This window comes from Streptomyces sp. HUAS MG91 (genome assembly GCF_040529335.1).
In the GTDB taxonomy this organism is placed as follows: domain Bacteria; phylum Actinomycetota; class Actinomycetes; order Streptomycetales; family Streptomycetaceae; genus Streptomyces; species Streptomyces tabacisoli.
Genome location: NZ_CP159534.1, coordinates 997,296 through 1,022,501 on the forward strand (window position 1 = coordinate 997,296; position 25,206 = coordinate 1,022,501).

Annotated in this window: 25 protein-coding genes and 1 pseudogene; 14 read left to right on the top strand and 12 right to left on the bottom strand. The window is 73.2% G+C overall.

Going from position 1 to position 25,206, the window contains the following annotated elements; all coding sequences use genetic code 11:
- The first annotated feature begins 24 nt into the window (after positions 1 to 24).
- The 3 genes from hutU to ABII15_RS04645 all read left to right on the top strand — a co-directional run bounded on the left by hutU (position 25) and on the right by ABII15_RS04645 (position 2,904).
- Positions 25 to 1,692, top strand: coding sequence for a urocanate hydratase (hutU, locus tag ABII15_RS04635; RefSeq protein WP_353940990.1), 1,668 nt, complete (start codon positions 25 to 27; stop codon positions 1,690 to 1,692).
- Between the two features lie 101 nt (positions 1,693 to 1,793).
- Complete coding sequence (locus tag ABII15_RS04640) at positions 1,794 to 2,453, top strand: histidine phosphatase family protein (RefSeq protein WP_353940991.1); 660 nt, start codon at positions 1,794 to 1,796, stop codon at positions 2,451 to 2,453.
- 121 nt (positions 2,454 to 2,574) lie between these two features.
- Positions 2,575 to 2,904 carry a hypothetical protein gene (locus tag ABII15_RS04645; protein WP_353940992.1) on the top strand — a complete coding sequence of 110 codons (330 nt, stop codon included), beginning with the start codon at positions 2,575 to 2,577 and terminating at the stop codon, positions 2,902 to 2,904.
- Positions 2,905 to 2,962: 58 nt separating this feature from the next.
- Here the strand turns inward: ABII15_RS04645 and ABII15_RS04650 are convergent, their stop codons facing one another.
- Positions 2,963 to 4,018, bottom strand: coding sequence for a chitinase (locus ABII15_RS04650; protein ID WP_353940993.1), 1,056 nt, complete (start codon positions 4,016 to 4,018; stop codon positions 2,963 to 2,965).
- Between the two features lie 310 nt (positions 4,019 to 4,328).
- Here ABII15_RS04650 and ABII15_RS04655 point away from each other — a divergent pair, with 310 nt between their 5' ends.
- The 3 genes from ABII15_RS04655 (at position 4,329) to ABII15_RS04665 (ending at position 8,225) form a co-directional block, all read left to right on the top strand.
- The gene (locus tag ABII15_RS04655; protein WP_353940994.1) at positions 4,329 to 5,717 is read left to right on the top strand and encodes a nucleobase:cation symporter-2 family protein; all 1,389 of its coding nucleotides are present in this window, start codon (positions 4,329 to 4,331) and stop codon (positions 5,715 to 5,717) included.
- On the top strand, positions 5,714 to 7,030 hold the full coding sequence (locus tag ABII15_RS04660; RefSeq protein WP_353940995.1) for an amidohydrolase family protein: 1,317 nt from the start codon (positions 5,714 to 5,716) through the stop codon (positions 7,028 to 7,030). The genes ABII15_RS04655 and ABII15_RS04660 overlap by 4 nt, the downstream gene beginning before the upstream one ends.
- Positions 7,031 to 7,238: 208 nt before the next feature.
- Entirely contained in the window at positions 7,239 to 8,225 is a 987-nt protein-coding gene (locus ABII15_RS04665; RefSeq protein ID WP_353940996.1) for a 2OG-Fe(II) oxygenase family protein, read from the top strand.
- A 40-nt stretch (positions 8,226 to 8,265) separates the two neighbouring features.
- Here ABII15_RS04665 and ABII15_RS04670 read toward each other — a convergent pair whose 3' ends face one another.
- Complete coding sequence (locus ABII15_RS04670; protein ID WP_353940997.1) at positions 8,266 to 9,129, bottom strand: aminoglycoside phosphotransferase family protein; 864 nt, start codon at positions 9,127 to 9,129, stop codon at positions 8,266 to 8,268.
- A gap of 112 nt (positions 9,130 to 9,241) precedes the next feature.
- Between ABII15_RS04670 and ABII15_RS04675 the strand changes: the two genes are divergently transcribed.
- Positions 9,242 to 9,751, top strand: coding sequence for a DinB family protein (locus ABII15_RS04675; RefSeq protein ID WP_353940998.1), 510 nt, complete (start codon positions 9,242 to 9,244; stop codon positions 9,749 to 9,751).
- A 94-nt stretch (positions 9,752 to 9,845) separates the two neighbouring features.
- Here the strand turns inward: ABII15_RS04675 and ABII15_RS04680 are convergent, their stop codons facing one another.
- From ABII15_RS04680 to ABII15_RS04695, 4 genes are read right to left on the bottom strand one after another with little or no spacing between them, the layout of a single operon-like run.
- Entirely contained in the window at positions 9,846 to 10,958 is a 1,113-nt protein-coding gene (locus ABII15_RS04680; RefSeq protein WP_353940999.1) for an XdhC/CoxI family protein, read from the bottom strand.
- On the bottom strand, positions 10,951 to 13,092 hold the full coding sequence (locus ABII15_RS04685; RefSeq protein WP_353941000.1) for a xanthine dehydrogenase family protein molybdopterin-binding subunit: 2,142 nt from the start codon (positions 13,090 to 13,092) through the stop codon (positions 10,951 to 10,953). Before ABII15_RS04685 ends, ABII15_RS04680 begins: the two co-directional genes overlap by 8 nt.
- A complete protein-coding gene (locus ABII15_RS04690; protein ID WP_353941001.1) occupies positions 13,089 to 14,090 on the bottom strand; it encodes a xanthine dehydrogenase family protein subunit M in 1,002 nt (333 codons plus the stop codon). The genes ABII15_RS04685 and ABII15_RS04690 overlap by 4 nt, the downstream gene beginning before the upstream one ends.
- Positions 14,087 to 14,638, bottom strand: coding sequence for a 2Fe-2S iron-sulfur cluster-binding protein (locus tag ABII15_RS04695; protein ID WP_353941002.1), 552 nt, complete (start codon positions 14,636 to 14,638; stop codon positions 14,087 to 14,089). The genes ABII15_RS04690 and ABII15_RS04695 overlap by 4 nt, the downstream gene beginning before the upstream one ends.
- 232 nt (positions 14,639 to 14,870) lie before the next feature.
- Here ABII15_RS04695 and ABII15_RS04700 point away from each other — a divergent pair, with 232 nt between their 5' ends.
- Positions 14,871 to 15,449 (top strand): TetR/AcrR family transcriptional regulator, encoded by a 579-nt coding sequence (locus ABII15_RS04700; RefSeq protein WP_353941003.1) that lies wholly within the window; start codon positions 14,871 to 14,873, stop codon positions 15,447 to 15,449.
- A gap of 1 nt (position 15,450) precedes the next feature.
- Here ABII15_RS04700 and ABII15_RS04705 read toward each other — a convergent pair whose 3' ends face one another.
- Positions 15,451 to 16,257, bottom strand: coding sequence for a LysR family substrate-binding domain-containing protein (locus ABII15_RS04705; protein WP_353941004.1), 807 nt, complete (start codon positions 16,255 to 16,257; stop codon positions 15,451 to 15,453).
- Positions 16,258 to 16,315: 58 nt separating this feature from the next.
- On the opposite strand from ABII15_RS04705, the gene ABII15_RS04710 reads away from it, so the two are divergent.
- Positions 16,316 to 16,714: a DUF5997 family protein gene (locus tag ABII15_RS04710; RefSeq protein ID WP_353941005.1), complete on the top strand. Its 399-nt coding sequence runs from the start codon at positions 16,316 to 16,318 to the stop codon at positions 16,712 to 16,714.
- Here ABII15_RS04710 and ABII15_RS04715 read toward each other — a convergent pair.
- Together ABII15_RS04715 and ABII15_RS04720 are read right to left on the bottom strand one after the other, a co-directional pair.
- Entirely contained in the window at positions 16,668 to 17,981 is a 1,314-nt protein-coding gene (locus ABII15_RS04715) for an MFS transporter (protein WP_353941006.1), read from the bottom strand. The genes ABII15_RS04710 and ABII15_RS04715 overlap by 47 nt on opposite strands.
- On the bottom strand, positions 17,978 to 18,553 hold the full coding sequence (locus tag ABII15_RS04720) for an XRE family transcriptional regulator (protein ID WP_353941007.1): 576 nt from the start codon (positions 18,551 to 18,553) through the stop codon (positions 17,978 to 17,980). Before ABII15_RS04720 ends, ABII15_RS04715 begins: the two co-directional genes overlap by 4 nt.
- Between ABII15_RS04720 and ABII15_RS04725 the strand changes: the two genes are divergently transcribed.
- On the top strand, positions 18,552 to 19,073 hold the full coding sequence (locus tag ABII15_RS04725) for an N-acetyltransferase family protein (protein WP_353941008.1): 522 nt from the start codon (positions 18,552 to 18,554) through the stop codon (positions 19,071 to 19,073). The genes ABII15_RS04720 and ABII15_RS04725 overlap by 2 nt on opposite strands.
- 67 nt (positions 19,074 to 19,140) lie before the next feature.
- On the opposite strand, the pseudogene ABII15_RS04730 reads toward ABII15_RS04725, so the two are convergent.
- Positions 19,141 to 19,266, bottom strand: a pseudogene (locus ABII15_RS04730) (ANTAR domain-containing protein); the annotation flags it as partial.
- 244 nt (positions 19,267 to 19,510) lie between these two features.
- Between ABII15_RS04730 and ABII15_RS04735 the strand changes: the two are divergent.
- Entirely contained in the window at positions 19,511 to 20,470 is a 960-nt protein-coding gene (locus ABII15_RS04735; RefSeq protein WP_353941009.1) for a helix-turn-helix transcriptional regulator, read from the top strand.
- A 100-nt stretch (positions 20,471 to 20,570) separates the two neighbouring features.
- Complete coding sequence (locus ABII15_RS04740) at positions 20,571 to 21,344, top strand: NAD(P)H-dependent oxidoreductase (protein ID WP_353941010.1); 774 nt, start codon at positions 20,571 to 20,573, stop codon at positions 21,342 to 21,344.
- Here the strand turns inward: ABII15_RS04740 and ABII15_RS04745 are convergent.
- Complete coding sequence (locus tag ABII15_RS04745) at positions 21,341 to 21,802, bottom strand: GNAT family N-acetyltransferase (protein WP_353941011.1); 462 nt, start codon at positions 21,800 to 21,802, stop codon at positions 21,341 to 21,343. The two genes, ABII15_RS04740 and ABII15_RS04745, sit on opposite strands and share 4 nt — an antisense overlap.
- A gap of 105 nt (positions 21,803 to 21,907) precedes the next feature.
- On the opposite strand from ABII15_RS04745, the gene ABII15_RS04750 reads away from it, so the two are divergent.
- Entirely contained in the window at positions 21,908 to 22,936 is a 1,029-nt protein-coding gene (locus ABII15_RS04750) for a YihY/virulence factor BrkB family protein (RefSeq protein WP_353941012.1), read from the top strand.
- A gap of 107 nt (positions 22,937 to 23,043) precedes the next feature.
- A complete protein-coding gene (locus ABII15_RS04755) occupies positions 23,044 to 23,739 on the top strand; it encodes a type 1 glutamine amidotransferase domain-containing protein (RefSeq protein ID WP_353941013.1) in 696 nt (231 codons plus the stop codon).
- Positions 23,740 to 23,754: 15 nt separating this feature from the next.
- Here ABII15_RS04755 and ABII15_RS04760 read toward each other — a convergent pair whose 3' ends face one another.
- Positions 23,755 to 25,158 (bottom strand): DEAD/DEAH box helicase, encoded by a 1,404-nt coding sequence (locus ABII15_RS04760; protein ID WP_353941014.1) that lies wholly within the window; start codon positions 25,156 to 25,158, stop codon positions 23,755 to 23,757.
- Between the last annotated feature and the right edge of the window lie 48 nt (positions 25,159 to 25,206).

Consider the following 25,206-nt stretch of genomic DNA (forward strand, 5'->3'; position numbering starts at 1 on the left):
GACACCGGCTCTCCTGGAGGACTCATGACCGGCTCCGGCCCCCGTCCCGTAAGCGCCCCGCGCGGCACCGAGCTCAACACCCTGGGCTGGCAGCAGGAGGGCGCCCTGCGGATGCTCATGAACAACCTCGACGCCGAGGTGGCCGAGCACGCGGACAAGCTCGTCGTGTACGGCGGCACCGGCAAGGCGGCCCGCTCCTGGGACGCGTACGACGCGATCGTGCGCACCCTGAAGACGCTGAAGGACGACGAGACCCTGCTCGTCCAGTCGGGCAAGCCGGTCGGTGTGCTGCGGACCAACGAGTGGGCGCCGCGGGTGCTGCTCGCCAACTCCAACCTGGTGGGCGACTGGGCCAACTGGGAGGAGTTCCGCAAGCTGGAGGCCGAGGGCCTCACGATGTACGGCCAGATGACGGCCGGGTCGTGGATCTACATCGGTTCGCAGGGCATCGTCCAGGGCACGTACGAGACCTTCGGCGCCGTCGCCCGCAAGAAGTTCGACGGCACCCTCGCCGGGACGATCACCCTGACCGCCGGTCTGGGCGGCATGGGCGGCGCCCAGCCGCTCGCCGTGACGATGAACGAGGGCGTCGCGATCTGCGTCGACGTCGACGAGTCGCGCGTCGACCGCCGTATCGGCACCCGCTACCTGGACGTCAAGGCCGACAACCTCGACCACGCCCTGGAGCTGGCGGTCAAGGCCCGCGACGAGCGCCGCGGTCTGTCCATCGGCGTCGTCGGCAACGCGGCGGAGGTCTTCCCCGAGCTGCTGCGCCGGGGCGCACCGATCGACATCGTGACCGACCAGACCTCGGCCCACGACCCGCTCGCCTACCTCCCCGTCGGGATCTCGGTCGAGGACTGGGACAAGGAGCGCGAGGCGGACCCGGCCGGGTTCACCGAGAAGGCCAGGCAGTCGATGCGCCTGCACGTGGAGGCCATGGTCGGCTTCCTCGACCAGGGCAAGGAGGTCTTCGACTACGGCAACTCGATCCGCGACGAGGCCCGCAAGGCCGGTTACGACCGCGCCTTCGACTTCCCCGGCTTCGTGCCCGCGCACATCCGGCCGCTGTTCGAGGAGGGCCTCGGCCCCTTCCGCTGGGCCGCCCTGTCCGGCGACCCGGAGGACATCGCGAAGACGGACAAGGCGATCAAGGAGCTGTTCCCGGAGAACAAGCACCTGCACCGCTGGCTGGACATGGCCGCCGAGCGGATCTCCTTCGAGGGCCTGCCCGCTCGTATCTGCTGGCTGGGCTACGGCGAGCGCCACCTCGCGGGCCTGAAGTTCAACGAGATGGTGGCCTCCGGCGAGCTGTCCGCGCCGGTCGCCATCGGCCGCGACCACCTCGACTCGGGCTCGGTGGCGTCCCCGTACCGCGAGACCGAGGCCATGAAGGACGGCTCGGACGCGATCGCCGACTGGCCGCTCCTGAACGCCCTGGTCAACACTGCCTCGGGCGCCTCCTGGGTCTCCCTGCACCACGGCGGCGGCGTCGGCATGGGCCGCTCCATCCACGCCGGTCAGGTGTGCGTGGCCGACGGCACCGAGCTGGCCGCCCGCAAGATCGAGCGTGTCCTCACCAACGACCCGGCGATGGGTGTCATCCGGCACGTCGACGCCGGTTACGAGCACGCGGCCGAGGTCGCCGACGAGCGCGGGGTGCGCGTGCCGATGCGCGAGGGCGACAAGTAGTACCTGCTCAGCGGGGCAGGGGGCGGGCCGTTCCGGCACGGCGGGTGGCACAGTGGAGAGATCGCACTGGACATCCCCGGAGACCTGGAGGCCCGCCCCACATGCGTCTGATCCTCATCCGCCACGGCCAGACCCCGTCCAACCTCAAGCATCTTCTGGACACCGCGGTGCCCGGCCCCGGCCTCACCCCGCTCGGGCAGGAGCAGGCCGCCGCGCTGCCCGAGGCCCTGGCGGGCGAGGAGATCGACGCGCTGTACGTCTCGACGCTGCTGCGCACCCAGCTCACCGCCGCGCCGCTGGCCGAGGCCCGGGGCCTGGAGCCCGTGGTGCGCGAGGGGCTGCGGGAGCTGATCGCCGGTGACCTGGAGATGCGCGGCGACGACGAGGCCGCGGACATCTACATGACGACCGCGTTCGCCTGGGCGGACGGTGACGTCGAGCGGCGGATTCCGGGCGCGGAGAACGGCATCGAGGCCCTCGGACGTTTCGACGCCGTCGTCGCCGAGGCGGCCGGGTCCGGGGCACGGACGGTGGCGATGGTCAGCCACGGCGCGGCCATCCGCACCTGGGTCGCGGCCCGCGCCGAGAACATCGACGTCGCGCACTCGGCGTCCCACCCGCTCTCCAACACCGGCGTCGTCGTCCTCGACGGCTCGCCGGAGACCGGCTGGCGGTGCGTGCTGTGGGAGGGCGAGCCGCTCGGCCCGGCCGACCCCGCCCCGGACGCCGACGGCCCGACGGGCGCCGCCTTCACCGCCTGAAGCACCCTTGTCCGGTCGCGCATACCGTTGGCGCATAAGGGAGTTGACCGGCCGTCAGAGGATGTGCACTCCCGCCGTTCAAGTGGCGGGCGCGGGGTCGCGCACAGTAGAACTGGGCCCCATGTCTGACCAGAGGACCGGTCCGCGGTGGGGTTGCGCGCCGCCGCGGGACCAGGAGATCAGTGCCGGCTACCGGCGGCGGGCCACCCTTCTCACGCGGTTCGCGCTCACCGTCGGGGGTGTCATGACCGTCGCCGCCGTGACCAGCCTCGTGCTCGTCTCGCAGGCCGACACGGTGACGGGCGGCGGGTCCGGCGCCTACGGCTGTCTCGCCCTCTTCCTCTGGTTCGGGATCCTGGCCGCGGCGCCGGTCCTGGTGGCGGTCGCCGTCCCCGCCGCCGTCATGACGCGGCGCGTGCGCCGGAGCGAGGCGGCGGGGACCGGCGGCTAGAGCCTCTTCACGCCGTCAGCCTCTTCACGCCGTCAGCCTCTTCACACCGTCAGCCCCGTCACTTCGTCAGCCCCTTCACGTTGTTGCCGAAGGTCCACCCCTTGGACCCGTCCCAGTTGATCGACCAGGCCATCAGCCCCTTCAGCGCACCGCCGTACGTGTTCCAGGCCTGCGCCACCTGACCGGTCGTCATGTAGCCGCCACCGGCGCCCGCTTGTGCGGGCAGTCCCGGCACCTGCTTGTCGTAGGGCACCTTGATGGTCGTGCCCTGGACGACGAGTCCCTTGTTCAGGCAGGTGGTCTGCGCGGTGAAGCCCTGGACGGTGCCGGCGGAGTAGGAGTCGCCGGAGCAGCCGTACATCGACCCGTTGTAGTACTGCATGTTGAGCCACCACAGGCGGCCGTTGTCCGCGTACTTCTTGATGATCGGGAGGTACGCGCCCCAGATCGAGCCGTAGGTGACGCTGCCGCCGGTGACGTAGGCGGTCTCGGGGGCCATCGTCAGACCGAATCCGGCCGGCATCCGCGCCAGGACGCCGTCGATGATCCGGATCAGGTTGGACTGGGAGGCGGACAGCTGGGAGATGCTGCCGCTGCCGGTGAGGCCGGTCTCGATGTCGATGTCGATGCCGTCGAAGTTGTACCGCTTCAGGATCGGGACGATCGTGTCGACGAAACGGTCCGCGACCGTCGTGGAGTTGAGGTCGATCCCGGCCGTCGCGCCGCCGATCGACATCAGGATCGTCTGGCCCGCGGCCTTGGCCTGACACATCTCGGCCGGGGTCGCGACCTTCACGCCCGTGTCCATGCCGTCCTCCCACAGCGCCGTGCCGTCGGAGCGGATCACGGGGAAGGCGGCGTTGATGACGTTGTAGCCGTGCTGGGCGATCGCCGGGTCGGTGATGGGGGTCCAGCCGAAGGGCGGGTGCACGCCGTTGGCGGCGCCGTCCCAGTTCTCCCAGTAGCCCTGGAGGACCTTGCCGGACGGTCTCGGCTTCGTCGCGCAGGTGTCGGCGGCGGGGGCGGCCGGCGCGGTGACGAGGAGGGTGGTGACGGTCGCTGCCGCGGTGAGGGCGGCGGCGAGGAGGCGGGGGGTACGGGGACGGAAGGACATGGGGGGCTCCCGTGGGGGTCGCTGAACGCCGGACAGGGGTGGGGGTGGGGGTGGGGGTACGGGTGTCTGGTTGTCGCGAGCATGTCGCACGGTAAAGAGGTCCAGACCTTTCGTCAATGGGTCTGGACCAATCCGGGACGGATGCGGGACGCGCGGTCGGCGGCGGTTTCCTCACGGCAACGCCCTCGAAACACCCGCTGCCTACCGTCACCCGCACACCGGTCATGGCTGCAACGGCCGGTGTGCGCCGGGCCGTTCGCGGTCCCGGGCGCGAACCAGCCGTCTTCCACCGAGCTTTCAGGGAGGAACGATGGCTGTCTCCGCGCGCGCCGACGCCCCCGCCGACGTCCCCGCCGACGTCCCCGCCGACCCCGATGCCGTCGCACCCGCGCCGGGCCCGCACCCCGTGGACGTACGGCCGCCGCTGCGCCGGCTGGTCCCGCTGAGCCTCCAGCACCTGCTGGTCGCGTACGCGGGCATGGCCACGATGCCGCTGCTCGTGGGCACCGCACTGCATCTGCCCGAGGACCGGATACGGCTCCTCATCAGCGCCAATCTGCTGGTGAGCGGGCTGGCCACGCTGCTCCAGTCGCTGGGGCTGAAGGGCTTCGCCGGAGCGCGGCTGCCCCTGGTCATGGGGTCGACGTTCACCGCCATCACCCCGGCGGTGCTCATCGGGCAGGAGCACGGACTCGCCGCCGTGTTCGGCGCGACCATCGTGTCGGGTCTGGTGACGCTGGCGGTCGCGCCCTGGTTCGGGCGCTGTCTGCACCTGTTCCCGCCGCTGGTAACGGGCACGGTGATCGCCGTCATCGGGTTCTCGCTCGTGCCGTCCGCGGCCGGGCTGGTGAGCGGCGGTGAGGGCGGTGGGAAGGCGCTCGCGCTCGCCGCCGTGACCGTCGTCCTGGTCGTGCTCGTGGAACGGCTCGCGCCGCCCGCCGTCGCCCGGTTCTCGGTGCTCGTCGCGATGGCGGCGGGGACCGCGCTGGCCGTGCCGATGGGCCTGTTCGACGGCTCGGGGGTGACCGGGGCGGACGCCGTCACGGTGCCCGAGCCCGCCGCGTTCGGGGCGCCCACCTTCGTAGTGCCCGCCATCGCGGCGATGCTCGTCGTGCAGCTGGTGAACATGGTCGAGTCCGTCGGTGACACCCTCGCCGTCGGCCAGATCGTGGGGCGCGGCGACGACGCGCCGACCGTGGTGCGGGCGCTGCGCGCGGACGGCGCGTCGACCGTGGTCTCGGGCGCCCTGTCCTCCTTCCCGATCGTGACGTTCGGGCAGTCGGTGGGCCTGGTCAGCGTGACCCGGGTGATGAGCCGCCATGTGGTGGCGCTGTCGGGGGCGCTGATGGTCGTCCTCGCCTTCGTGCCGGTGCTCGGCGCGGCCGTCGCGGCCGTTCCGGGGGCGGTGCTCGGCGGGGTGTCGCTCGTCATGTTCGGCACGGTCGGCGCGGTCGGGCTGCGGATCGTCTCCCGGGCCGACCTCACCGACTCCCGCAACCTGCTGACGGTGGCCCTCGCGTTCGGGCTCGGCATGATCCCGGTCGGCGCCCCCGACTTCTACGCGCCGCTGCCCTCGTTCGCGCGCACGATCCTGGACAGCGGCATCGCCGTCACCGGCATCGTCGCCTTCCTCCTCAACCTGCTGTTCCACCACACACCGGGCCGCCCGCTCCGCCTCCGGAAGGAAACCGCGCGATGACCATCGACACGATCACCGACGTCACCGTCCTCAGCGGCGGCACCTGGCACGCGGCAACGGACGTCCACCTCGTCGACGGCCGCGTCCACGCGCTCGTACCGAAGGGTGAACTGCCGCACGGGGAGCGAGTGCTCGACGGATCCGGCGCCCATCTGACGCCCGGTCTCGTCAACACGCACACCCATCTGTTCCAGGCCGGGCTGCGCGGCATCGGCGAAGGGCTGCCGCTGCTGTCGTGGCTGAGCGCCGTCGGCGAGGAGGCGGCCCGGCTGACCCCGGAGCGGGCGTACTGGACCGCTGCCGCCGCCGCGGCCGAGGCCCTGCGCAGCGGTACGACCACGCTCGTCGAGCACATGTGGCCGCATCCCTCCCCCGAGGTGCACGACGCGGTGCTGCGGGCGCTGCGGGACAGCGGGGTGCGGGCCGTGCTGTGCCGCGGGGTCGCCGACCGGGCCGACGGCAGCCGCAAGTGGGGCTTCGATCCACGCCTCATGCAGCCGCTGAAGGAGGCGCTGGCGCACACGGACGAGCTGATCGGGGCCGCGCGCGGCAGCCGCGTGGCGGTCGGGGTGGCCGTGCCCAATCCGCGCTGTCTGACGCCGGAGGGCATGGCGCTGGTGCGCGCGTACGCCGACGAGCGCGAACTGCCCGTCTCCCTGCACCTGTTGGAGACGACGACCGACGACGCGATGTGCCGTGAGCACGCCGGGGTCGGCGCCGTCGAGTATCTGGAGCGGGCCGGGTTCCTGTGGGAGCGGCTGCTGGCCGTGCACTGTGTGGAGCTGGATGCGGCGGGCCGGGCGACGCTGGCCCGGCACGGGGTCGGTGTCTCGTACAACCCGCTGTCCAACATGCGGCTCGGCTCCGGCATCGCCCCGGTGCCGGACATGCTGGAGGCGGGGCTGCGGGTCGGGCTCGGGGTGGACGGCGCCGCGAGCAACGACACCCAGGACATGCTGGAGGCGCTGCGCATCGGCGCGTACCTCCAGCGTGCCGCGCACCGCAAGGCCGATCTGCTGGGGTTCCCCGAGATGTTCGCGCTGGCCGCGAACGGTGCCAACCGCGTCCTCGGTCTGGAGGAGCGGCCCGACGGGGTGCGGGTGGGCATGCAGGCGGATCTGGTGCTGCACCGCTTCGACCGGGACTACGCCTGCCTCCCCGTCCGTGATCCGGGGGCCACCCTGCTGACCTGTGCGGGCAGCAGGACCGTCGCGGCCGTGCTGGTCGGCGGCGAGGTGCTGGTCCGGGACGGGGAACATGTCCGGCTGCCCGCGCGGGAGTTGGCGGCCGGGCTCACCTTTACGGCCGCGTAACAGCACGATCCCCGCACGAAACACGGGCCCGGCAGGGTGAGGTCATCGCGTACGACCCCGGAGCACCGGGGACCGTGCCAGCCCACGGCGCCGGGCCCGGACGGGGTCCGCCGTGACCGTGCCCGCGGACCTCTGTGCGTCCGCGGTGGGGATCGCAGGGGCGGTGACTGCATCCCGTGGGACCTCACTCCTCAGGAGCGAAACCGCGATGAGCAACAACACCTATCAGCTCGCCGAGTTGGACAAGGAAACCCGGATGGGCGGCGCCGGGACGGAGACCTCCGACCGCGAGATCCGCCGGATCGACCTCACCGACTTCGACGCCCGCCGGGCCGAGATCACCGAGGAGCTGTGGGCGGCCGCGATCGACATCGGCTTCTTCCAGCTCGTGAACCACGGCATCGAACAGCCCGTCGTGGACGGGGCGTTCGCCGACGCGGCCCGCTTCTTCGCGCTCCAGGAGGAGACGAAGGCGCGGCACGGCCTGAAGAAGGGGCTCAACTCCGGCTGGGAGTCGATGACCCAGGTCCGGCCGTCGGTCGGGACGCCGGACCAGAAGGAGTCGTACCAGGTGACCCGGCCGCACATGGACGGGCTGTGGCCGGACGACGCGCTGCCCGGCTTCCGGGCCCGTACCCTCGCCTTCGAGGCGCGGTGCCGGGACCTCGCGATGCGCGTCCTGGGCTGCTTCGCCGACAAGTTGGGACTGCCGGAAGGATTCTTCGCGCGGGCCCACGACCCCGAGAGCACGCAGTACCAGTCGACGCTGCGGATGCTCCACTACTTCGCCGTACCCGAGGACGCCGAGATCCCCGCGAACGTGTGGCGGGCGGGCGCGCACACCGACTTCGACTGTCTGACGCTGCTGTTCCAGCGCAACGGGCAGGGCGGTCTCCAGGTGTGCCCCGGTAAGGAGGCCGAGGCACAGGAGTGGACGCCGGTGGAGCCAGCCGACGATGTCATCACCTGCAACATCGGCGACATGCTGATGCGGTGGAGCGACGACCGGCTGCCGTCCAACTTCCACCGGGTGAAGTCACCGGGGCCCGGAGACGACCGGTCGGCGCGCCACAGCATCGCGTTCTTCGCGCAGGCCGACCGGGACGCGGTGATCGAGGGGCCCCAGCGGCGCTATCCGCCGATCACCGCCGCCGACTACATCCAGCAGCGCATCGCCGCCAACTTCGCCCGATAGGAGGGTGACAACGCTGCCGGCCCCGGGCTCGACCTCGCCTTCAACGGCGCCCGTTCGGGCCCTGCCCCGAACGGGCGCGTGGAGGCTCCGCGCGGATCCGGTCCAGCCACTCCGTGCCCAGACTGCGCCCGTCCGGCAACTGGTCGTCCCGGTCCCAGCGCCACGTCGTGATGATCGCGAGCACCAGGACCCGGCAGTCGTGCAACAAGCCGGGGTCGAGCTCCGGGCAGTGCTCGGCGACGTCGTCGGGGGCGTGGGCGAAGTCGAACTCGACCGGCCCCCGGCACACCGTCTCCAGGTCGATGAAGAGCGGGCCGTGCCGGGTGGCGAGGAGGTTGCCCGGGTGCGGCTCGCCGTGCAGCAGCTGCTCGGGGGCGCCGCGCCCGGTGATCGCCCGGCAGCGGTCGTCCAGGGTGTCGCCGAGCAGCCGCCGGTCGGCGTCGCCGAGCGCGGGCGTGCGCTCGCGGTCGGCGACGAGGCTCCGGGCCTGCGCGACCCGCTCGGTGAAGTGCGGTGCGGGAACGTCCAGTCGACGCATCCCGAGGTGCAACTGCCGTAGCGCGTCCGCGTAGTCGCGCGGCCCGATCTCCGCCGGAGCCCCGGACTCGTAGTAGGTCCACAGGGTGACCACGAAGCCGTCCCGCTCGTGAACGGCCGGCGCCACTCTGGGGTCGAGGGCGGCGACCGGGCAGCCGGCCCCGGTGAGCCGTCGCGCTAGCTCGATCTCGGACCGGGCGCTCCGGTCGGCCGCGGGTGCCACCCGGGCCAGCACGTCGCCCGGCAGCAGCCGCAGCGTGAGCTTGTTCGAGTTCTGGAGGACGGTCGCGTCGTCGGCCGCCAGGCCGAGTGACGAGGCGATCGCCTTCGCCGCGGGCACCGCCCGCGCCACCTCCGACGCCAGCATCGTCGCGTGCCCCTCTCGCCTCGGCCCACCCGCCCTGCGCACCCCGCGCACGGTACCCGGTACGGTCACCGGACGCGCGTACGACGTCAGGTCTCACCACGAAGGACACCTCATGACCACCGACACCCGGGTAGGACCTCCGCACTTCGGGACGGAACGCGACACGCTGCGCGCCTTCCTCGACTACCACCGCGCGACCCTAGCCATGAAGTGCGAGGGCCTGACGGACGAGGAGCTGCGACAGCGGTCGATGGCGCCGTCCACGCTGTCGCTGCTCGGCCTGGTGCGGCACATGGCGGAGGTCGAACGCGCCTGGTTCCGCCGGGTGTTCGAGGACCACGACGCGCCCATGGTCTGGTCCGACGAGGTCGACTTCCAGGCGGCGTACGACGCGAGCGCCTCGACCCGCGCCGAGGCGTTCACGGCGTGGGAGGCCGAGGTGGAGACGTCCCGGCGGATCGAGCGGGAGGCCGCTTCCCTGGATGTCGCCGGGCATCAGCCGCGCTGGGGCGAGGACGTGTCGCTGCGGATGGTGATGGTGCACGTGCTCCTGGAGTACGGTCGGCACAACGGGCACGCCGACTTCCTGCGCGAGGGCGTCGACGGCACGGTGGGCGCCTGACCGGCACCGGACCCGCGCCCGAAGCGGGGACCGCCGTACCCGGGCCCATGGGCGACGGCGGCCCGCGCTCGCGCAGGCGGGCACCCCCGCACCCTCACTGCGTGTGGATCGCCCCCTGCCCCGCGACCAGCGGGGCCCCGCTCCCGCCGCGCCGCACCGCCACGATCTCCGCGCCGATGGACACCGCGGTCTCCTCGGGCGTGCGGCCGCCGAGGTCGAGGCCGATCGGTGAGCGCAGCCGGGACAGCTCCCGCGGGGTCACGCCCGCCTCGCGCAGGCGCTGCGACCGGTCGGCGTGCGTGCGCCGAGATCCCATCGCGCCCACGTACGCCACGGGCAGCCGCAGCGCCACCTCAAGCAGCGGCACGTCGAACTTGGCGTCGTGCGTCAGGACGCACAGCACCGTCCGCTCGTCGGTCGCCGTGGCCCGCAGATAGCGGTCGGGCCACTCGACGACGACCTCGTCGGCCTCCGGGAAGCGGGCCCGCGTCGCGAACACGGGACGCGCGTCGCACAGGGTCACATGGAACCCGAGCAGCTTGCCCACGCGCACCAGCGCCCCGGCGAAGTCCACGGCGCCGAACACGATCATCCGGGCGGGCGGCACGCTCGACTCGACGAACAGGGTGACGTCCGCGCCGCAGCGCGCCGAGCTCTCCGGGACCGCGCAGACTCCGGTGCGCCCGAGGTCGAGGAGGGCGCGGGCCTGCGCGGCGAGCCCGGCGTCGTCGGCGGAGCCCAGGGAGCCCTCCGCCGACCCGTCGGGGCGTACGAGGAGCAGCCCGCCGGAGTCGACCAGCGGCGCGGGCCCGTCGAGGACCCGGGCCAGGGCCACCGCCTCGCCGCGCGCCGCGAGCGCGAGGGCGGCCTCCACCGTCGTACGGGACGCGGAACCGGCGCGGACGGGGACGACGTGGACCTCGACGACTCCCCCGCAGGACAGGCCCACGGCGAACGCGTCGTCGTCGCTGTACCCGAAGCTCTCCCGCACCGGCGTGCCGTCCGCGAGGGCCTGTTCGCACAGCTCGTAGACCGCGCCCTCGACGCAGCCGCCGGAGACCGAGCCGATGACTTCGCCCGCGGTGTCGACGGCGAGGGCCGCGCCCGGCGGGCGGGGTGCGCTGCCGCTCACCGAGACGACGGTGGCGACGGCGAACTCCCGCCCCTGGGCGACCCATTCGGCCAGTTCGGCGGCCAGGTCAAGCATGCGGCCCTTCCCGGTCCGCGGTCCGGCGCGTCTCCGCGTCCAGGATCCGGTCGGGGCGCAGCGGCAGATCGCGGTGGCGGACGCCGGTCGCGTGCCACACCGCGTTGGCGATCGCGGCGGCGGTGCCGACGATGCCGATCTCGCCGATGCCCTTGATGCCGACGGGGTCGGTCGGGTCGGGGTCCTCGACCCAGTCCGCCTCGATGGCAGGGATGTCGGCGTTGGCCGCGAAGTGGTAGCCAGCGAAGTCCGCGCCGACGTGGCCGCCGGACGCCTCGTCGCGCACCGCCTCCTCGTGCAGTGCCATGGAGATGCCCCACGTCATGCCGCCCGTCAACTGGCTGCGCGCGGTGAGGGGGTTGATGATGCGGCCCGCCGCGAAGACGCCGAGGAGCCGGCGCACCCGCACCTCGCCGGTGGCGACGTCGACGGCGACCTCGGCGAACTGGGCGCCGAACGAGTGCCGTTCCTTCTGCGCCAGTTCGGCCACGAGACGCGCGGTGTCCGTGCGGACCGTGATGCCGCCCTCCGGGATCTCCCCCGGCGCGAGCGGCAGCGCCTCGCGCAGTTCGCGGGCGGCCGCCATGACGGCCCAGCCCCAGGAGCGGGTGCCCATCGAGCCGCCGGAGACCCAGGCGGGCCCGAAGTCGCTGTCGGCGATGCGGACATGGACCCGGTCGGGCGTCACGTCCAGCTCGTCCGCGGCGATCGACGACAGGGCCGTGCGCGCGCCCGTGCCGACGTCGGACGCGGTGATCCGGACGGTGAAGGTGCCGTCCTGCTCGGCGGTGACCGACGCCGTGGACGGGGCGACCCCGGAGGGGAAGGTCGACGCGGCGACGCCGGTGCCGATGAGCAGCCGGCCCTCGCGGCGGACGCGGGGCCGCGGATCGCGCTCGGCCCAGCCGAACCGGCGCGCGCCCTCGTCGAAGCAGGCCAGCAGGTTGCGGCTGCTGAACGGCAGGCCCGAGACCGGGCCCACCTCGGGTTCGTTGCGCACGCGCAGCGCGATCGGGTCCATGCCGAGCTTCTCGGCGAGTTCGTCGAGCGCGCACTCCACGGCGAACGAGCCGGGGGCCTCGCCGGGCGCCCGCATGAACGTCGGTGTCGGCACGTCCACGGGCACCACCCGGTGGACGGTGTGGTGGGCGTCGGCCGGGTACATCGCGCGGGCGTACCCGGCGCTCGACTCGATGAACTCCTTCACGTTCGAGGTCATGCTGGTGGCCTCGTGGCCGAAGGCGCGCAGCCGCCCGTCGGGGGCCGCGCCGAGCCGCACGCGCTGCGCGGTCGGGCTGCGGTAGCCGGTCGCCGCGAAGACCTGACGGCGCGTCATGGAGACCCGGACCGGGCGCTGGAGCTGGGTCGCGGCCATCACGGCGGCGACGTGGTGGGCCCGTACGCCCTTGGAGCCGAAGGCGCCGCCGACGTGCTCGGAGCGGACGCGCACGGCCGACAGGTCGAGCGAGAACAGCTTGGCCAGCTCGTCGGCGACCCACATGCTGCCCTGGTTGGAGTCGACGACCTCCAGGCGGCCGTCCTCCCAGCGGGCGGTGCACGCGTGCGGTTCCATGGCGCTGTGGTGCTGCTCGGGCGTGGTGTACGAGGCGTCGAGGACCACGGCGGACGCCGCGAGTTCGGCCTCCAGGTCGCCCTTGGTCTGCGTCTGGGCCTCGGGCGTGTAGGCGGCGGGGTGGTCGGCGCGGAACACGCTGTCGTGCGGCTCCAGGTCGTACTCGACGGTGAGCGCCTCGGCGGCCTCCCTGGCCTGCTCGGACGTCTCGGCGACGACGAGCGCGACGGGCCAGCCCGCGTGCGGCACCCGGTCGTCCTGGAAGACGCCGAGGATGGGGTCGGGGGCGCCGAGCTGGCCGACGTAGTCGATGGACACCCGCGGCGCGTTCCGGTGGTGCAGGACGGCGAGGACGCCGGGCATCGCCGCGACCGCCTCGTCGCCGATCTCCCGGATCCGGCCGCGTGCCACCGTCGAGAGCACCAGCCAGCCGTGGGCGAGTTCGGTGAACGGCAGCTCGCTCGCGTACCGGGCCCTGCCGGTGACCTTCTCCAGGCCCTCGATACGGGTGCGCGCGGCTCCGACCGAGCGTTGTCCGGTGGTCGTCGCTGTGGTGGTCATCGGCCGGCCTCCTGGTCGGATTCGGCGAGTTCGGTGAGCATGGCCACGACGAGGTTGCGCAGGAGCGGCACCTTGTACCCGTTCTGCGGCAGCGGGCTCGCCGCCGCGAGTTCGGCGTCGGCCGCGGCGGCGAACGCCTCGCCGGTCGCGGGCCCGCCGAGCAGCGCGCTCTCGGCGGCGCGGGCCCGCCACGGCCGGGAGGCGACCGCGCCGAACGCGAGGCGCACGTCGTGCACGACTCCGTCGCGCACGTCGAGGGCGACGGCCGCCGATCCGATGGCGAAGGCGTACGAGGCCCGTTCCCGCACCTTGCGGTAGCGGGAGCGGGCGGCGACGGGCGCGGGCGGCAGGACCACGCCCGTGATGAGCGCGCCGGCCGGCAGTGCGGTCTCCCGGTGCGGGGTGTCGCCGACGGCGAGATAGAAGTCGGAGAGCGCCAACTCCCCGGGCCCGTCGACGGTTTCGTACGTGACGACCGCGTCGAAGGCGGCGAGCGCGACGCCCATGTCGGACGGGTGCACGGCCACGCAGTGCTCGCTCGCGCCGAACACGGCGGCGTTGCGGTGCTCGCCCTCGACGGCGGGGCAACCGCTGCCCGGCACCCGCTTGTTGCACGCCTTGGTGACGTCGGTGAAGTAGCCGCAGCGGGTGCGCTGGAGCAGATTGCCGCCGACGGTCGCCATGTTCCGCAGCTGGCCGGAGGCGCCGGCCAGGACGGCCTGGCTGAGCGCGGGGTAGCGCAGGCGCACCTCGGGGTGGGCGGCGAGGTCGCTGTTGGTGACCGTGGCCCCGATCCGCAGCCCGCCGTCGGGGGTGGACTCGATCCGGTCCAGGGGCAGTTCCCGTACGTCGACCAGGCGGGCGGGGCGCTCGACCCCGGCCTTCATCAGGTCGACGAGGTTGGTGCCGCCGCCGAGGAAGCGTGCCTCGGGGTCCGCGCCGAGCACCGCCACGGCGCCGGACACGTCGAGCACCCGCTCGTAGCCGAACTCCCTCATGCCATCTGCTCCTTCGCCCCGGCGGCCTGCTGGACCGCGCGCACGATCGACCCGTAGGCGCCGCAGCGGCACAGGTTGCCGCTCATCCGTTCCCTGATCTCCTCCGGGGTCAGCGGAGGCGGGCCGGCGTCGGGGCGCACGTCCGCGGTGGCCGCGCTGGGCCAGCCCGCCGCGTGCTCCTCCAGGACGGCGAGCGCCGAGCAGATCTGGCCGGGGGTGCAGTAGCCGCACTGGTATCCGTCGAGTTCGAGGAAGGCCTCCTGCACGGGATGCAGCCGGTCGTCCTCGGCGACGCCCTCGATGGTGGTGATCTCGCGCCCTTCGGCGGCGACCGCGAGCTGCAGACAGGACACCGCGCGGCGCCCGTCCACGAGTACGGTGCAGGCTCCGCACTGCCCCTGGTCGCAGCCCTTCTTGGTGCCGGTGAGATCGAGCCGCTCGCGCAGGGCGTCGAGCAGGGTGGTGCGGTGATCGACGGGCAGGGTGTGCTTCTCCCCGTTGACGTGCAGAGTGATCGTGCTGGACGCGGAGTTGTCGGCCGGAGCCATGAACAGCCTTCTTTCGCAGTTGCGTTGCTCTGGTGCGAGGAGAATGGGCGCTGTACGCAGGAGGGGTCGGCGGTGGACGTGCGTCCCTGGAGGACGCCTCTGTTGTGGGGGTGCGTCGCGGGGCCACTATGGTGACCCTAAGTGGACACCTGTCCGTTCTACGGTTTCCGACCGTAGTGGACAACTGTCCGCCCAGCAAGGATGTTTCCGAGCCACGGCCGAAGGAGGACGCGTGCGTCACCCGGACAAGCAGGCACCGCTGCGCTCGGACGCCCAGCGCAACCGCGAGCGCATCCTGGAAGTGGCCCTCACCGAACTGACCAGATCGGCCGACGCGCCGCTGAGCGCGATCGCGAAGAAGGCCGGAGTCGGCCAGGGCACGTTCTACCGCAACTTCCCCAGCCGGGAGGCGCTGGTCCTGGAGGTGTACCGGTACGAGGTGCAGCAGGTCGCGGACACCGCCGCCCAGCTGCTGTGCGCCCGCCCGCCGGAGGTGGCGCTGCGGGAGTGGATGGACCGGCTCGCCCAGTACGCGATGGCGAAGGCCGGTCTGGCGAACGCGCTGCGGGAGGCGACGACCGCGCCCGGCACGTTCAAGAGCATCGCCCACGGGCTGCTGACGGACGCGGTCACGCTCCTGCTCGCCGCGAACGAGCGGGCCGGCACGATCCGGCCCGGCGTGGACACCGACGACTTCATGCTGGCGATCGCGGGCCTGTGGCAGATCGACCCGCGGGGCGACTGGCAGTCACGCGCGGGCCGGCTGCTCGATCTGGTGATGGACGGACTGCGGTCCGGGGCGCCGAACTGACCTACGACCGCTTGCGCGGCTTGCCCCGCTTGCCGCCCGCCTGCTTGCCGCCGGTCTGCTTGCCGCCCTGGGGCCTGCCGCCCTGCGTCTTTCCGCCCTGTCGGCGGCCGCCACCGGCGGTCTTCTGCTGCGGGCGGCTCGCGGTCTTCTTGGCGGGCCGCTCGGCGGGCGGCGTGGCGCGGCCCCGGGAGCTGTTGACGGTACGGCCGCGCACGATGCCGATGAGGTCCTCGACGGCGTCGGTGGTCCGCTCCTCCGGCCAGGCGAGGCCGACGCCGGAGCCCGGCGCGTCCGTGACCGTGCGGTAGGTGAGGTCGCGGCGATGGTGCAGCCGGGCCAGGGACTGCGGCACGACGAGCAGACCGACGCCCGCCGCGACCAGCTCGACGGCGTCGGCGGTGGTGGCCGGACGCTCGAACGCGGGCTGCCCCGGCGGGCGCTCCACCCACTCCAGTACGTCGTCGAGCGGGTGCTGGACGATCTCGTCGGCGAGGTCGGCGAGGGTGACCTCCTCGACGGCGGCCACGGCGTGGTCCTTGGGGACCATCACGACGGTCGTCTCCGTGTACAGGGGGATCGCGCTGAAGAACGTACGGTCCACGGGCAGCCGGACCAGACCGGCGTCGGCGGCACCGCCGCGCAGGACGTCGGCCGCCTCCGCGGCGGACACCGGGACCAGCTCCAGCGGGACGTCGGGCAGCCGCTCGCGCCAGATCCGCACCCACTTGGCGGGGGTGGCTCCGGGAACGTACGCGAGCCTGAACCCGGGGGCCGGGGGCGGTGCGGGGGTGTCTTCCGTGCCTGTCACGCCGCCAGGCTACCCGGCGTGGTCGGACCTTTCGGCCCGGCTCGATACCCTTGACCTCATGAGTTCGCACCAGAGCACCCAGACCATGAAGCCCGCGACCGCGGCGAAGAAGCTGGGTGTGTACCTCGATGCCACGCCCGCCGAGTTCCGGGACGGCGTCGTCTCGCGCGCCGAACTGGCCGCGCTGCAGTCCGACCCGCCGCAGTGGCTCGTCGCGCTGCGCGCCGACGGACCGCACCCGCGACCGGTCGTCGCGCAGAAGCTGGGCGTCTCCATCGCGGGTCTGGCCCGCGGCGGGGTCACCGAGGCGCTCACCACGGAGCAGATCGAGGCGCTCAAGTCCGAGAACCCCGAGTGGCTCCAGCAGGAGCGCGCCACGCAGGCCGACGTCCGCAAGGAGAACGTCCGCATCAAGAAGAAGCACGCCGACCAGGCGTCCCGCCGCGCCGAGGACTGACCCGCGCCGTTTCGTCCGCGGGTGCGTCGTGGTCGCTCGCGCAGTTCCCCGATGAGATGCCGCACGCAGTGCGCATCTCAGGGGCGCGGGGAACTGCGCGAGAAGGCCCACCGGCCGGCACCTTGTCCAGCAGCGCCAGCACCCCGGCCACCACCAGCGCCCCCAGCACCACCCCCGACGCCGGCCCCCACCCACCCCGGGCAACCAGGGGCGCGGCAACGGCGGAGCCCCCCGCTCCGGCGCAGAAGTACACCAGCAGATACACCCCGCTGAGACTCCCGCCCCGCGCCGGATCGACCCCGAGGATCCGGGCCTGATTGGCGGCCTGCGCGGTGAAGCACCCGGCGTCGAGCAGCGCGAGCCCCACCCCGGTGAGCACCGGCCGACCGAGCCCCGCGCACAGCACCCCCGCCCCGACAGCGGCCACCGCCATGCTCACGCAGATCACCGCCCGCGGCGAGTACCGGTCACCGAGCCGCCCGGCCACCGGCAGCGCGGCGAACCCCAGCGCCCCGGCGAGGCTGTAGAGCCCGATCGCGGCGGCGTCGAGGCTGTACGGGGGCTGAGCGAGCCGCACCGTGAGCGCCACCCAGACCAGGCTGAAGGCGAAGTACCACAGGCTGCCCTGGACGACGGCCCGGCGCAGGGTGCGGTACCGGCGCAGCAGTCCGGGCAGCTCGGCGAGGGTCGCCAGATAGCCGCCGTGCGGCGCGGGCCGCTCGCGTGGCAGCCGCCACCACGTACCGCCCGCGCAGACCAGCACGAGCCCGGCGAAGACGAGCAGCATCCCGCGCCAGCCGAGCGCCTCGGCGAGCGCCCCGCCGACGAGCCGGCTGAGCAGGATCCCGGCGGACATCCCGGCGGCGACGAGCCCCACGGCGGCGCCGCGCCGCTCCCCCGGCACCCCGCGCCCGGCGATCGCCGAGGTCATCGCGCTCACACTCGCCCCGGCGCCCACGACGACGTAGGCGACGAGGAGCGGTCCGAGGGTGCGGGCGCTCGCCGCGAGGAGCAGGCCGGCGGTCAGGAGCAGGAGCTGTCCGGTGACGAGCCGGCGCGGCGCCGCGCGGTCGACGAGCGGCAGCAGGAAGGCGAACCCCGCGATGCAGCCGGTGAGCGCGGCGGTGGTGACGAGCCCGATGGCGGTCGCCGAGGCGCCGGTGTCGTGGGCGAGGTCGGCGAGCGCGGGCTGGACGGCGTAGTTGTTGGCTATCGCGATTCCGGCGGTGCAGCCGAGGAGCGCGACCCCGCCGCGGGGCAGGCTCACGGCGCGTCGCCCCGGACGAGCACGACGGCGTAACGGCATTCGACCAGCGTGGAGTTGACGAAGACGCACGGCGCCGGGGTGCCCAGTTCGACGGTGTCGCCCGCGGCCAGCTCGTGCACGGACTCGCCCTCGTGGAAGGTGAGATGCCCGTCGAGCACCCAGATGATCTGCCGGTGGAAGGCGAACGCGGCCGCGGGGTAGGGCACTTCGGCTCCGGCGGGCAGCCGGACCTCGGCCACCTCGGCGGGGAAGCCCGGGCCCGAGATCTGGCGTCGCGCGTATCCCGTCTCGGGGTCGAGCCAGCGCGGGGCCGCCTCGGCCCGCCGGACGCGCTCGGCCTCCGCCGTGCCGTCCGGGTCGAGGAGCGTGGCCACGCTCAGCCGAAACGCGGCCGAGAGCTTGCCGAGCACCACGGCGGTCGGATTGCTCTCGCCCCGCTCGATGCGGTGGATCATGGCGCGGGAGACGCCGGAGGCGTCGGCGAGCTCCGCAAGGGTCCAGTCGCGCCGGTCGCGCTCCGCGCGGATGCGGGCGCCGATCCGCTCCACCAGGGGATCTATCATATTGGACATGGATCTACGATATGAGACGCGGCCGGGGGACGTGAAGGTCCGTGCGGCGCGGGCGGCCGATCTGGACGCCGTCCTGGGCATCCGCAACCACGCCATCGAGCACGGCACGGCGCTGTGGACGGACACACCGCAGTCCCGGGAGGAGGGCGCGGCCTGGCTCGGCGCTCATCTGGAGCGCGGCTCGGCGTACGTGGCCGACAGCGACGGGGACGTCGTCGGGTTCGGGGTCTACGGCCCCTGGAAGGACTACTCCGGGTTCCGGCACACGGTGGAGAACTCGGTCTACGTCGCCGAGGGCAACCACGGCCGCGGGATCGGATCCGGCCTTCTCGGCACGCTCGTCGCGTCGGCGGAGGCGGCGGGGCTGCACGTCATGATCGCCGGGATCGAGGCGCGGAACGCCGCGTCGGTCCGGCTGCACGAGCGGCACGGTTTCACGCACGCGGGGACGGTGCGGGAGGTCGGCACGAAGTTCGGCCGGTGGCTCGATCTGACCCTGATGCGACGGCAGCTGGGCTGAGCGCGTCCGCCGGGGCGGGCGCGGGCTCAACCGGCGGGCTCCGGGCCTCCGTCCGGGTTCCGCGCGCGCCGAGCGCGATGACCACACCGATCGCCTGGTCGACGACGCTGTGCGAGACGATGGCCTGCTGCAGCTGACGCACCTCGTCCTGCAGCCCGTTGATTTTCGGACACCGGCCGTCCTGACGCGCCACCTCGCCGTACGCCTCCGTTCCTGGTCCGCGCGTCCGTGCGCGCTTCGCCGTGCCGCCGTTCACGGCCCGGGCACAACTCTGATCGGCGGGGACCGTCGGCACGACACGGCAAACGAAAGGGCAGGTCGGGGCTGTCCAGAAAACGAAGCAGCCGAAGCCCCGACTAGGCGGTTTCGTGGCGGTGGCGCTTCCCTCAGTCATATTCTCCTGCTGAGACAGGGCGGTGGAGACTAGGCGAGGTGGCATGGGCACTCTGCTGTTCGACAGCAGCGATCTTGAAGTGACGGAGGATTTCCTCTCCCGCAACTACGCCCGGATGCGGATCGGAAACGGCACCCCGGGGACGAGCCGGGCGCGGATCCGGCGGGACGCGATGCCGGGCGTGACCGTCGACGAGCTCGACCTCGACTTCGACATGAGCTACGACGTGACGCCGTTGCAGAAGATCTGTCTGTGTCTCGTGCACGAAGGCACCATCCAGGACCACAGGTTCGGGGACGTCGAGGACGCCTTCGGCCCCGGTGACGTCGTCTCGTTCGCCCCGCCCCACATGCCCTACCACGGACGGATCTGCGCCGCCCGCTACAACATCACCATGCTCGATCCCGAGCTGCTGGCCAGGGTCGCGGACACCGGCCCGCGGGCCGCGTCCGCTCCCGTGCGGCTCCTCGATCACCGGCCGACCTCCGCCGCGGCCGCCGCCCACCTGCGCCGGACCGTCAACCACGTACGCGACCACGTGCTCGGCGATCCGGCCATAGCCGCCGAGCCGTTGATCGTGTCCACGGCCGCCCTGCACCTGGCGGCGAGCGTGCTGGCCGCCTTCCCCAACACGGCGCTCACCGAGCCGACCGGGACCGACCGGCACGACGCGCACTCGGCCACGCTGCGCCGCGCCCTGGCCCACATCGACGAGCACGCGCACGAAGCGCTCACGGTGGCGCAGATCGCCGCCGCGGCCCATGTCACCGTCCGGGCCCTGCAGTACGCCTTCCGCCGCCACCTGGACACGACGCCGCTCGCGCACCTGCGCCGGGTCCGGCTGGAGCGGGCGCACGCCGAACTGCGGGACGCCGATCCGACGACGGACGTGACGGTCACGTCCGTCGCCGCCCACTGGGGCTTCTACCACCCCGGCCGCTTCGCGACGCTCTACCGCGACACCTACGGGAGGCCACCGCACCGGACGCTGGCCGAGCACTGAGCACCGCCCTGTCGCCCCGGGGTGAGCCTGGCCAGATCCTTCCGGGTCGTGGCCGTCCGGCCACTGACGGGGTGCGGGGCGGGCGCGCACGATCGAGGGCATGAACATCCTCTGGGTCTTCGCCCATCCCGAACAGCGCTCGCTCAACGGCTCCTTGATGACCGACGCGCTCCGCACGCTCGGCGGGCTCGGCCACGCGTACGAGGTCTCCGATCTGTACGCCATGAAGTGGAAGGCCGTGCTCGACGCCGACGACTTCGGCACCCCGCCCGCCGGGAGGGAGCGGCTGTTCGTCGGGGCCGCGCAGGAACGCGCGTACACGCGAGGCGAGTTGAGTGCCGACATCCGCGGCGAGATCGAGAAGCTGGCGCGGGCCGACGTGGTGGTCCTGCACTTCCCCCTGTGGTGGTTCGGGCCGCCGGCCATCCTCAAGGGCTGGTTCGACCGGGTCCTGGTGCAGGGGCTCGGGTTCGGGGTGAAGGCGCCGGACGGGCGCACCCGGCGCTACGGCGACGGCGGCCTCGCCGGAAAGCGGGCGCTGGTCGTCACGTCGGTGGGCGCCCGGCTGTCCGGGTTCGGGCCGCGCGGGATCCACGGGCACGTGGATGAGGTGCTGTTCCCGCTGCTGCACGGCACGTTCTGGTACACGGGGATGGCGCCGCTCGCGCCGTTCGTCGTGTACGGCGCCGACCGGCACGACACGGCCGACGGGGCCAGGACCTCCGCCGCACTCGGGGAGCGGCTGCGCGCGCTGCCCGACGAGGAGCCCCTCGCGTACCGCACCGAGGCGGGCGGCGCGTACGACGGGGACCTGGTGCTGCGGCCGGACCGCGCACCGGGCCGCACCGGTCTACAGGTCCATCTGCGGCGCTAGTCGGGTGTGCCGCGCCGGTCCGGTGTGCCGCGCACCATGAAGACGTCCACCGGATCCTCGGACTCGACGGTGAACCCGAGCCGCTCGTAGAGGCGTTGCGCGGCGCTGCCCCGCAACACGTTCAGCCGGACCACGACGTCGTCCCGGTCGCAGCGGTCGAGGAGGTGGTTCAGCACGGCCGTACCGATGCCGCTGCCCTGGAGGTGGGGCGCGAGGAAGAAGTGCTCCAGCCAGCGGCAGTCCTCGGCCGGGCGCAGCGCGACACTACCGGCGAACGCGCCGCCCACCTCGATCACCCAGGCGTGCGCGGGCACGAAGGCGTCCCGGAACCGCTGCCGCACCCGGTGCGGGTCGAATCGGCCGAGCCGCTCCAGATCGGGGCGCATCACCACGGCCCGCAGCTCGACGATCGTCTCGACATCAGCCACTTGAGCAGGCCTTATTTCCCAGTCCGCCATGACGGTGACCCTACCTGGGGCGCCCGTGGGCCGGGCCGACGCGTGGGCGGCGCCGACGCGGGCACCCGGAGCGCAGACCGGCCCCGTCAGCCCCCAGGAGGCGCCATGACCCGTGAGCGGAACAGCGACGAGGCGCGGGAGGACCGGTCAGGGGCGCGGGAGCCGCGCGATCCGACCGAGCTGCCCGCCCGCTCGTGGTGGGCCGTGGTGCGCCGCACGGCCAAGGAGTTCCTGGACGACGACCTGCCCGACAAGGCGGCCGCCCTCACCTACTACGGGGTGCTGTCGCTGTTCCCCGCCCTGCTGGTGCTGATCTCCGGTCTGGGTGTCGTCGGCGAGACGGCGACCAAGGGCGTGCTCGACAATCTGCGCCATCTCGCGCCGGGCCCGGTCCGGGACCTGCTCGGCAACGCCGTGGTGGAGCTCCAGGGCGCGGGCGGGACGAGCGGTGTCGTCGCCGTGGTGAGCCTGGTGGCGGCGATCTGGTCGGCGTCCGGTTACGTCGGCGCGTTCATCCGCACCGCGAACGCCGTGTACGACCTTCCGGAGGGCCGCCCGGTGTGGAAGGTGACCCCGCTGCGGCTGGCGCTGACGGTGACGCTGATGCTGCTGCTCGCGGTGAGCGCGACGATCGTCGTGTTCACGGGGCCGCTGGCGCGCCGGGCCGGGGAGACGATCGGCGCCGGGGACGCGGCGGTCACCACCTGGAACATCGCGAAGTGGCCGGTGCTGCTCGTGCTGGTGGTGCTGATGGTGGCGCTGCTGTTCTGGCGCGCGCCCAATGTCCGGGGCACCGGCTTCCGCTGGCTGAGCCCGGGCAGCGTCGTCGCGGTGCTGCTGTGGCTGCTGGCGTCGGGCGTGTTCGCCCTGTACGTGGCCGGGTTCAGCTCGTACAACAAGACGTACGGCACCCTGGCGGGCGTCATCATCTTCCTGATCTGGCTGTGGCTGTCGAACCTGGCGATCCTGCTCGGTCTGGAGTTCGACGCGGAGCTGGCCCGGCAGCGTGCCATCTCCGGCGGCCTGCCGGAGGGGCAGGAGCCGTACGTGGAGCCGCGCGACACCCGCAAATGGCCGCCCAAGCTGCGCCGTCGGGCCGCCCGGCTCGGCGACGGTCCCCAGAAGGCCGGATAGATCGACTCCCCCGCTTGCGGGGCTCCGGTGGATCTCCGGGGCAGGTCGGTTTTACGGTCGAGGTCACTGATCCACGCACCCCCTCGCGGAACACGGAGCTGACCCCCATGTCGAAGATTCTTTTCGTCGTCACCGGCGCCGACCACTGGACCCTCGCCGACGGCACCGAGCACCCCACCGGTTTCTGGGCCGAGGAGGCCGCCGCCCCCTACGCGGCGTTCCGGGCCGCGGGCCACGAGGTCGTCGTCGCCACGCCCGGCGGGGTCGTGCCCACCGTCGACCGGGGCAGCCTCGCGCCGGAGATGAACGGCGGCCAGGAAGGCGCCGACCGGATCGCGCGCGTCCTCGACACGATGACGGAGCTGGGGTCCCCGCTGAAGCTGGAGGAGGTGAACCTGGACGACTACGCCGCCGTCTTCTACCCGGGCGGCCACGGGCCCATGGAGGACCTCGCCGTCGACGCCGCCTCCGGTGCGCTGCTGACCCGTGCCCTCGACTCCGGCAAGCCGCTCGGGGTCGTCTGCCACGGCCCGGCCGCGCTGCTCGCCGCGACGCGCGAGGACGGCACGAACACGTTCCGGGGCTACGAGGTCGCCGCGTTCACCAATGAGGAGGAGCGCCAGGCCGGGCTCGCGGACCGGGCGAAGTGGCTCCTCCAGGACCGGCTCACCGACGCCGGTGTGCGGGTGCTGGAGGGCGAGCCGTGGGCGCCGAAGGTCGTCACCGACCGCAACCTCGTCACCGGCCAGAACCCGGCCTCGTCGGCGCCGCTCGCCGCCGAGCTGCTGGCCCGGCTGGGCTGAGCGGGGGCCCGCGCGTCAGCCGCCGCGCCGCACCCGGGCCGCCCTGCGGGCCTCCGCGAGCTTGCGGGCCTCGCTCGACTTGCGGGACCTGCCGCCGGAACCGGAGCCGGTGCCCTGGGCGCTCTGGTCCTTGCTGCTGCCCAGGCCCCGGAACGGCGCGTTGTGGTTCTTGGGCCGGGCCGCGGCGGGCCCGCCGTCGAGCGGGACGCCGGAGGGCTTGCGGGCGCCGGTGATCCGGCTCAGTTCGGCCTCGCCGGAGCGCACCTTGGTGGTCGTGGGGCGGACGCCGGCCTCCGCCATGACCCGGCTCGTCTCGCGGCGCTCGCCCGAGAGGACCAGGGTCACGACCGTGCCGGTGCGGCCGGCCCGTGCCGTGCGGCCCGCGCGGTGCAGATAGTCCTTCGGGTCGGTCGCCGGGGAGACGTTGACCACCAGGTCGAGGTCGTCGACGTGCAGGCCGCGCGCCGCGACGTTGGTCGCCACCAAGGCGGTGACCTGGCCGTCCTTGAACTGCGCCAGGGTCCGGGTGCGCTGCGGCTGCGCCTTGCCGCTGTGCAGGGCGGCGGCGGCCACCCCGCTGGCCCGCAGATGGCGGGTGAGCTGGTCGACCTGGTGCTTGGTGTCGAGGAAGAGCAGGACGCGGCCGTCACGGGCGGCGATCTCGGTGGCCACGGCGTACCGGTCCGGGCCGTGCACGAGCAGGACGTGGTGCGCGATCGCGTCGCCCGCCCCGGCCGACGGGTCGACCTCGTGGACGGCGGGGTCGTGCAGATAGCGGCTGACCAGCTGGTCGACGTCACCGTCGAGGGTGGCCGAGAACAGCATCCGCTGCCCGTCGGGACCCACCTGGTCCAGGGCCTCGGTGACCTGCGGCAGGAACCCCATGTCGCACATCTGGTCGGCCTCGTCCAGGACCGTGATGCGCACCCGGTCCAGTCGGCAGTCCTTGCGCTGGATCAGGTCGTGCAGCCGGCCGGGCGTCGCGATCACGATCTCGGCGCCCTCGCGCAGCGCGGCGGACTGCCGGCCGATGGAGACGCCGCCGACGACGGTCGCCAGGCGCAGCTTCAGTGCCTGCGCGTACGGGGCGAGGGCCTCGCCGACCTGCTGCGCCAGCTCCCTGGTGGGCACCAGGACGAGGGCGAGCGGCTGCTTGGGCTGGGCGCGCCGGCCCGCCGTCCGGGAGAGCAGGCCCAGGCCGAAGGCGAGCGTCTTGCCCGAACCGGTGCGCCCGCGGCCGAGCACGTCACGTCCCGCGAGCGCGTTCGGCAGTGCGGCCGCCTGGATGGGGAACGGCTCGCTCACCCCGTGTTCGTCGAGCGTGCGCAGCACCTCGGCTGGCAGCCCCAGCTCCGCGAAGGACGCCACGGGTGGCAGCGCGGGCGTGGGGACGGAGTCGGCACGTGCTGAATCGCTCACGGGGAGCCTTCCTCTCAGGGGACCGTACCGAGGAGGGCGCGGCGGGAA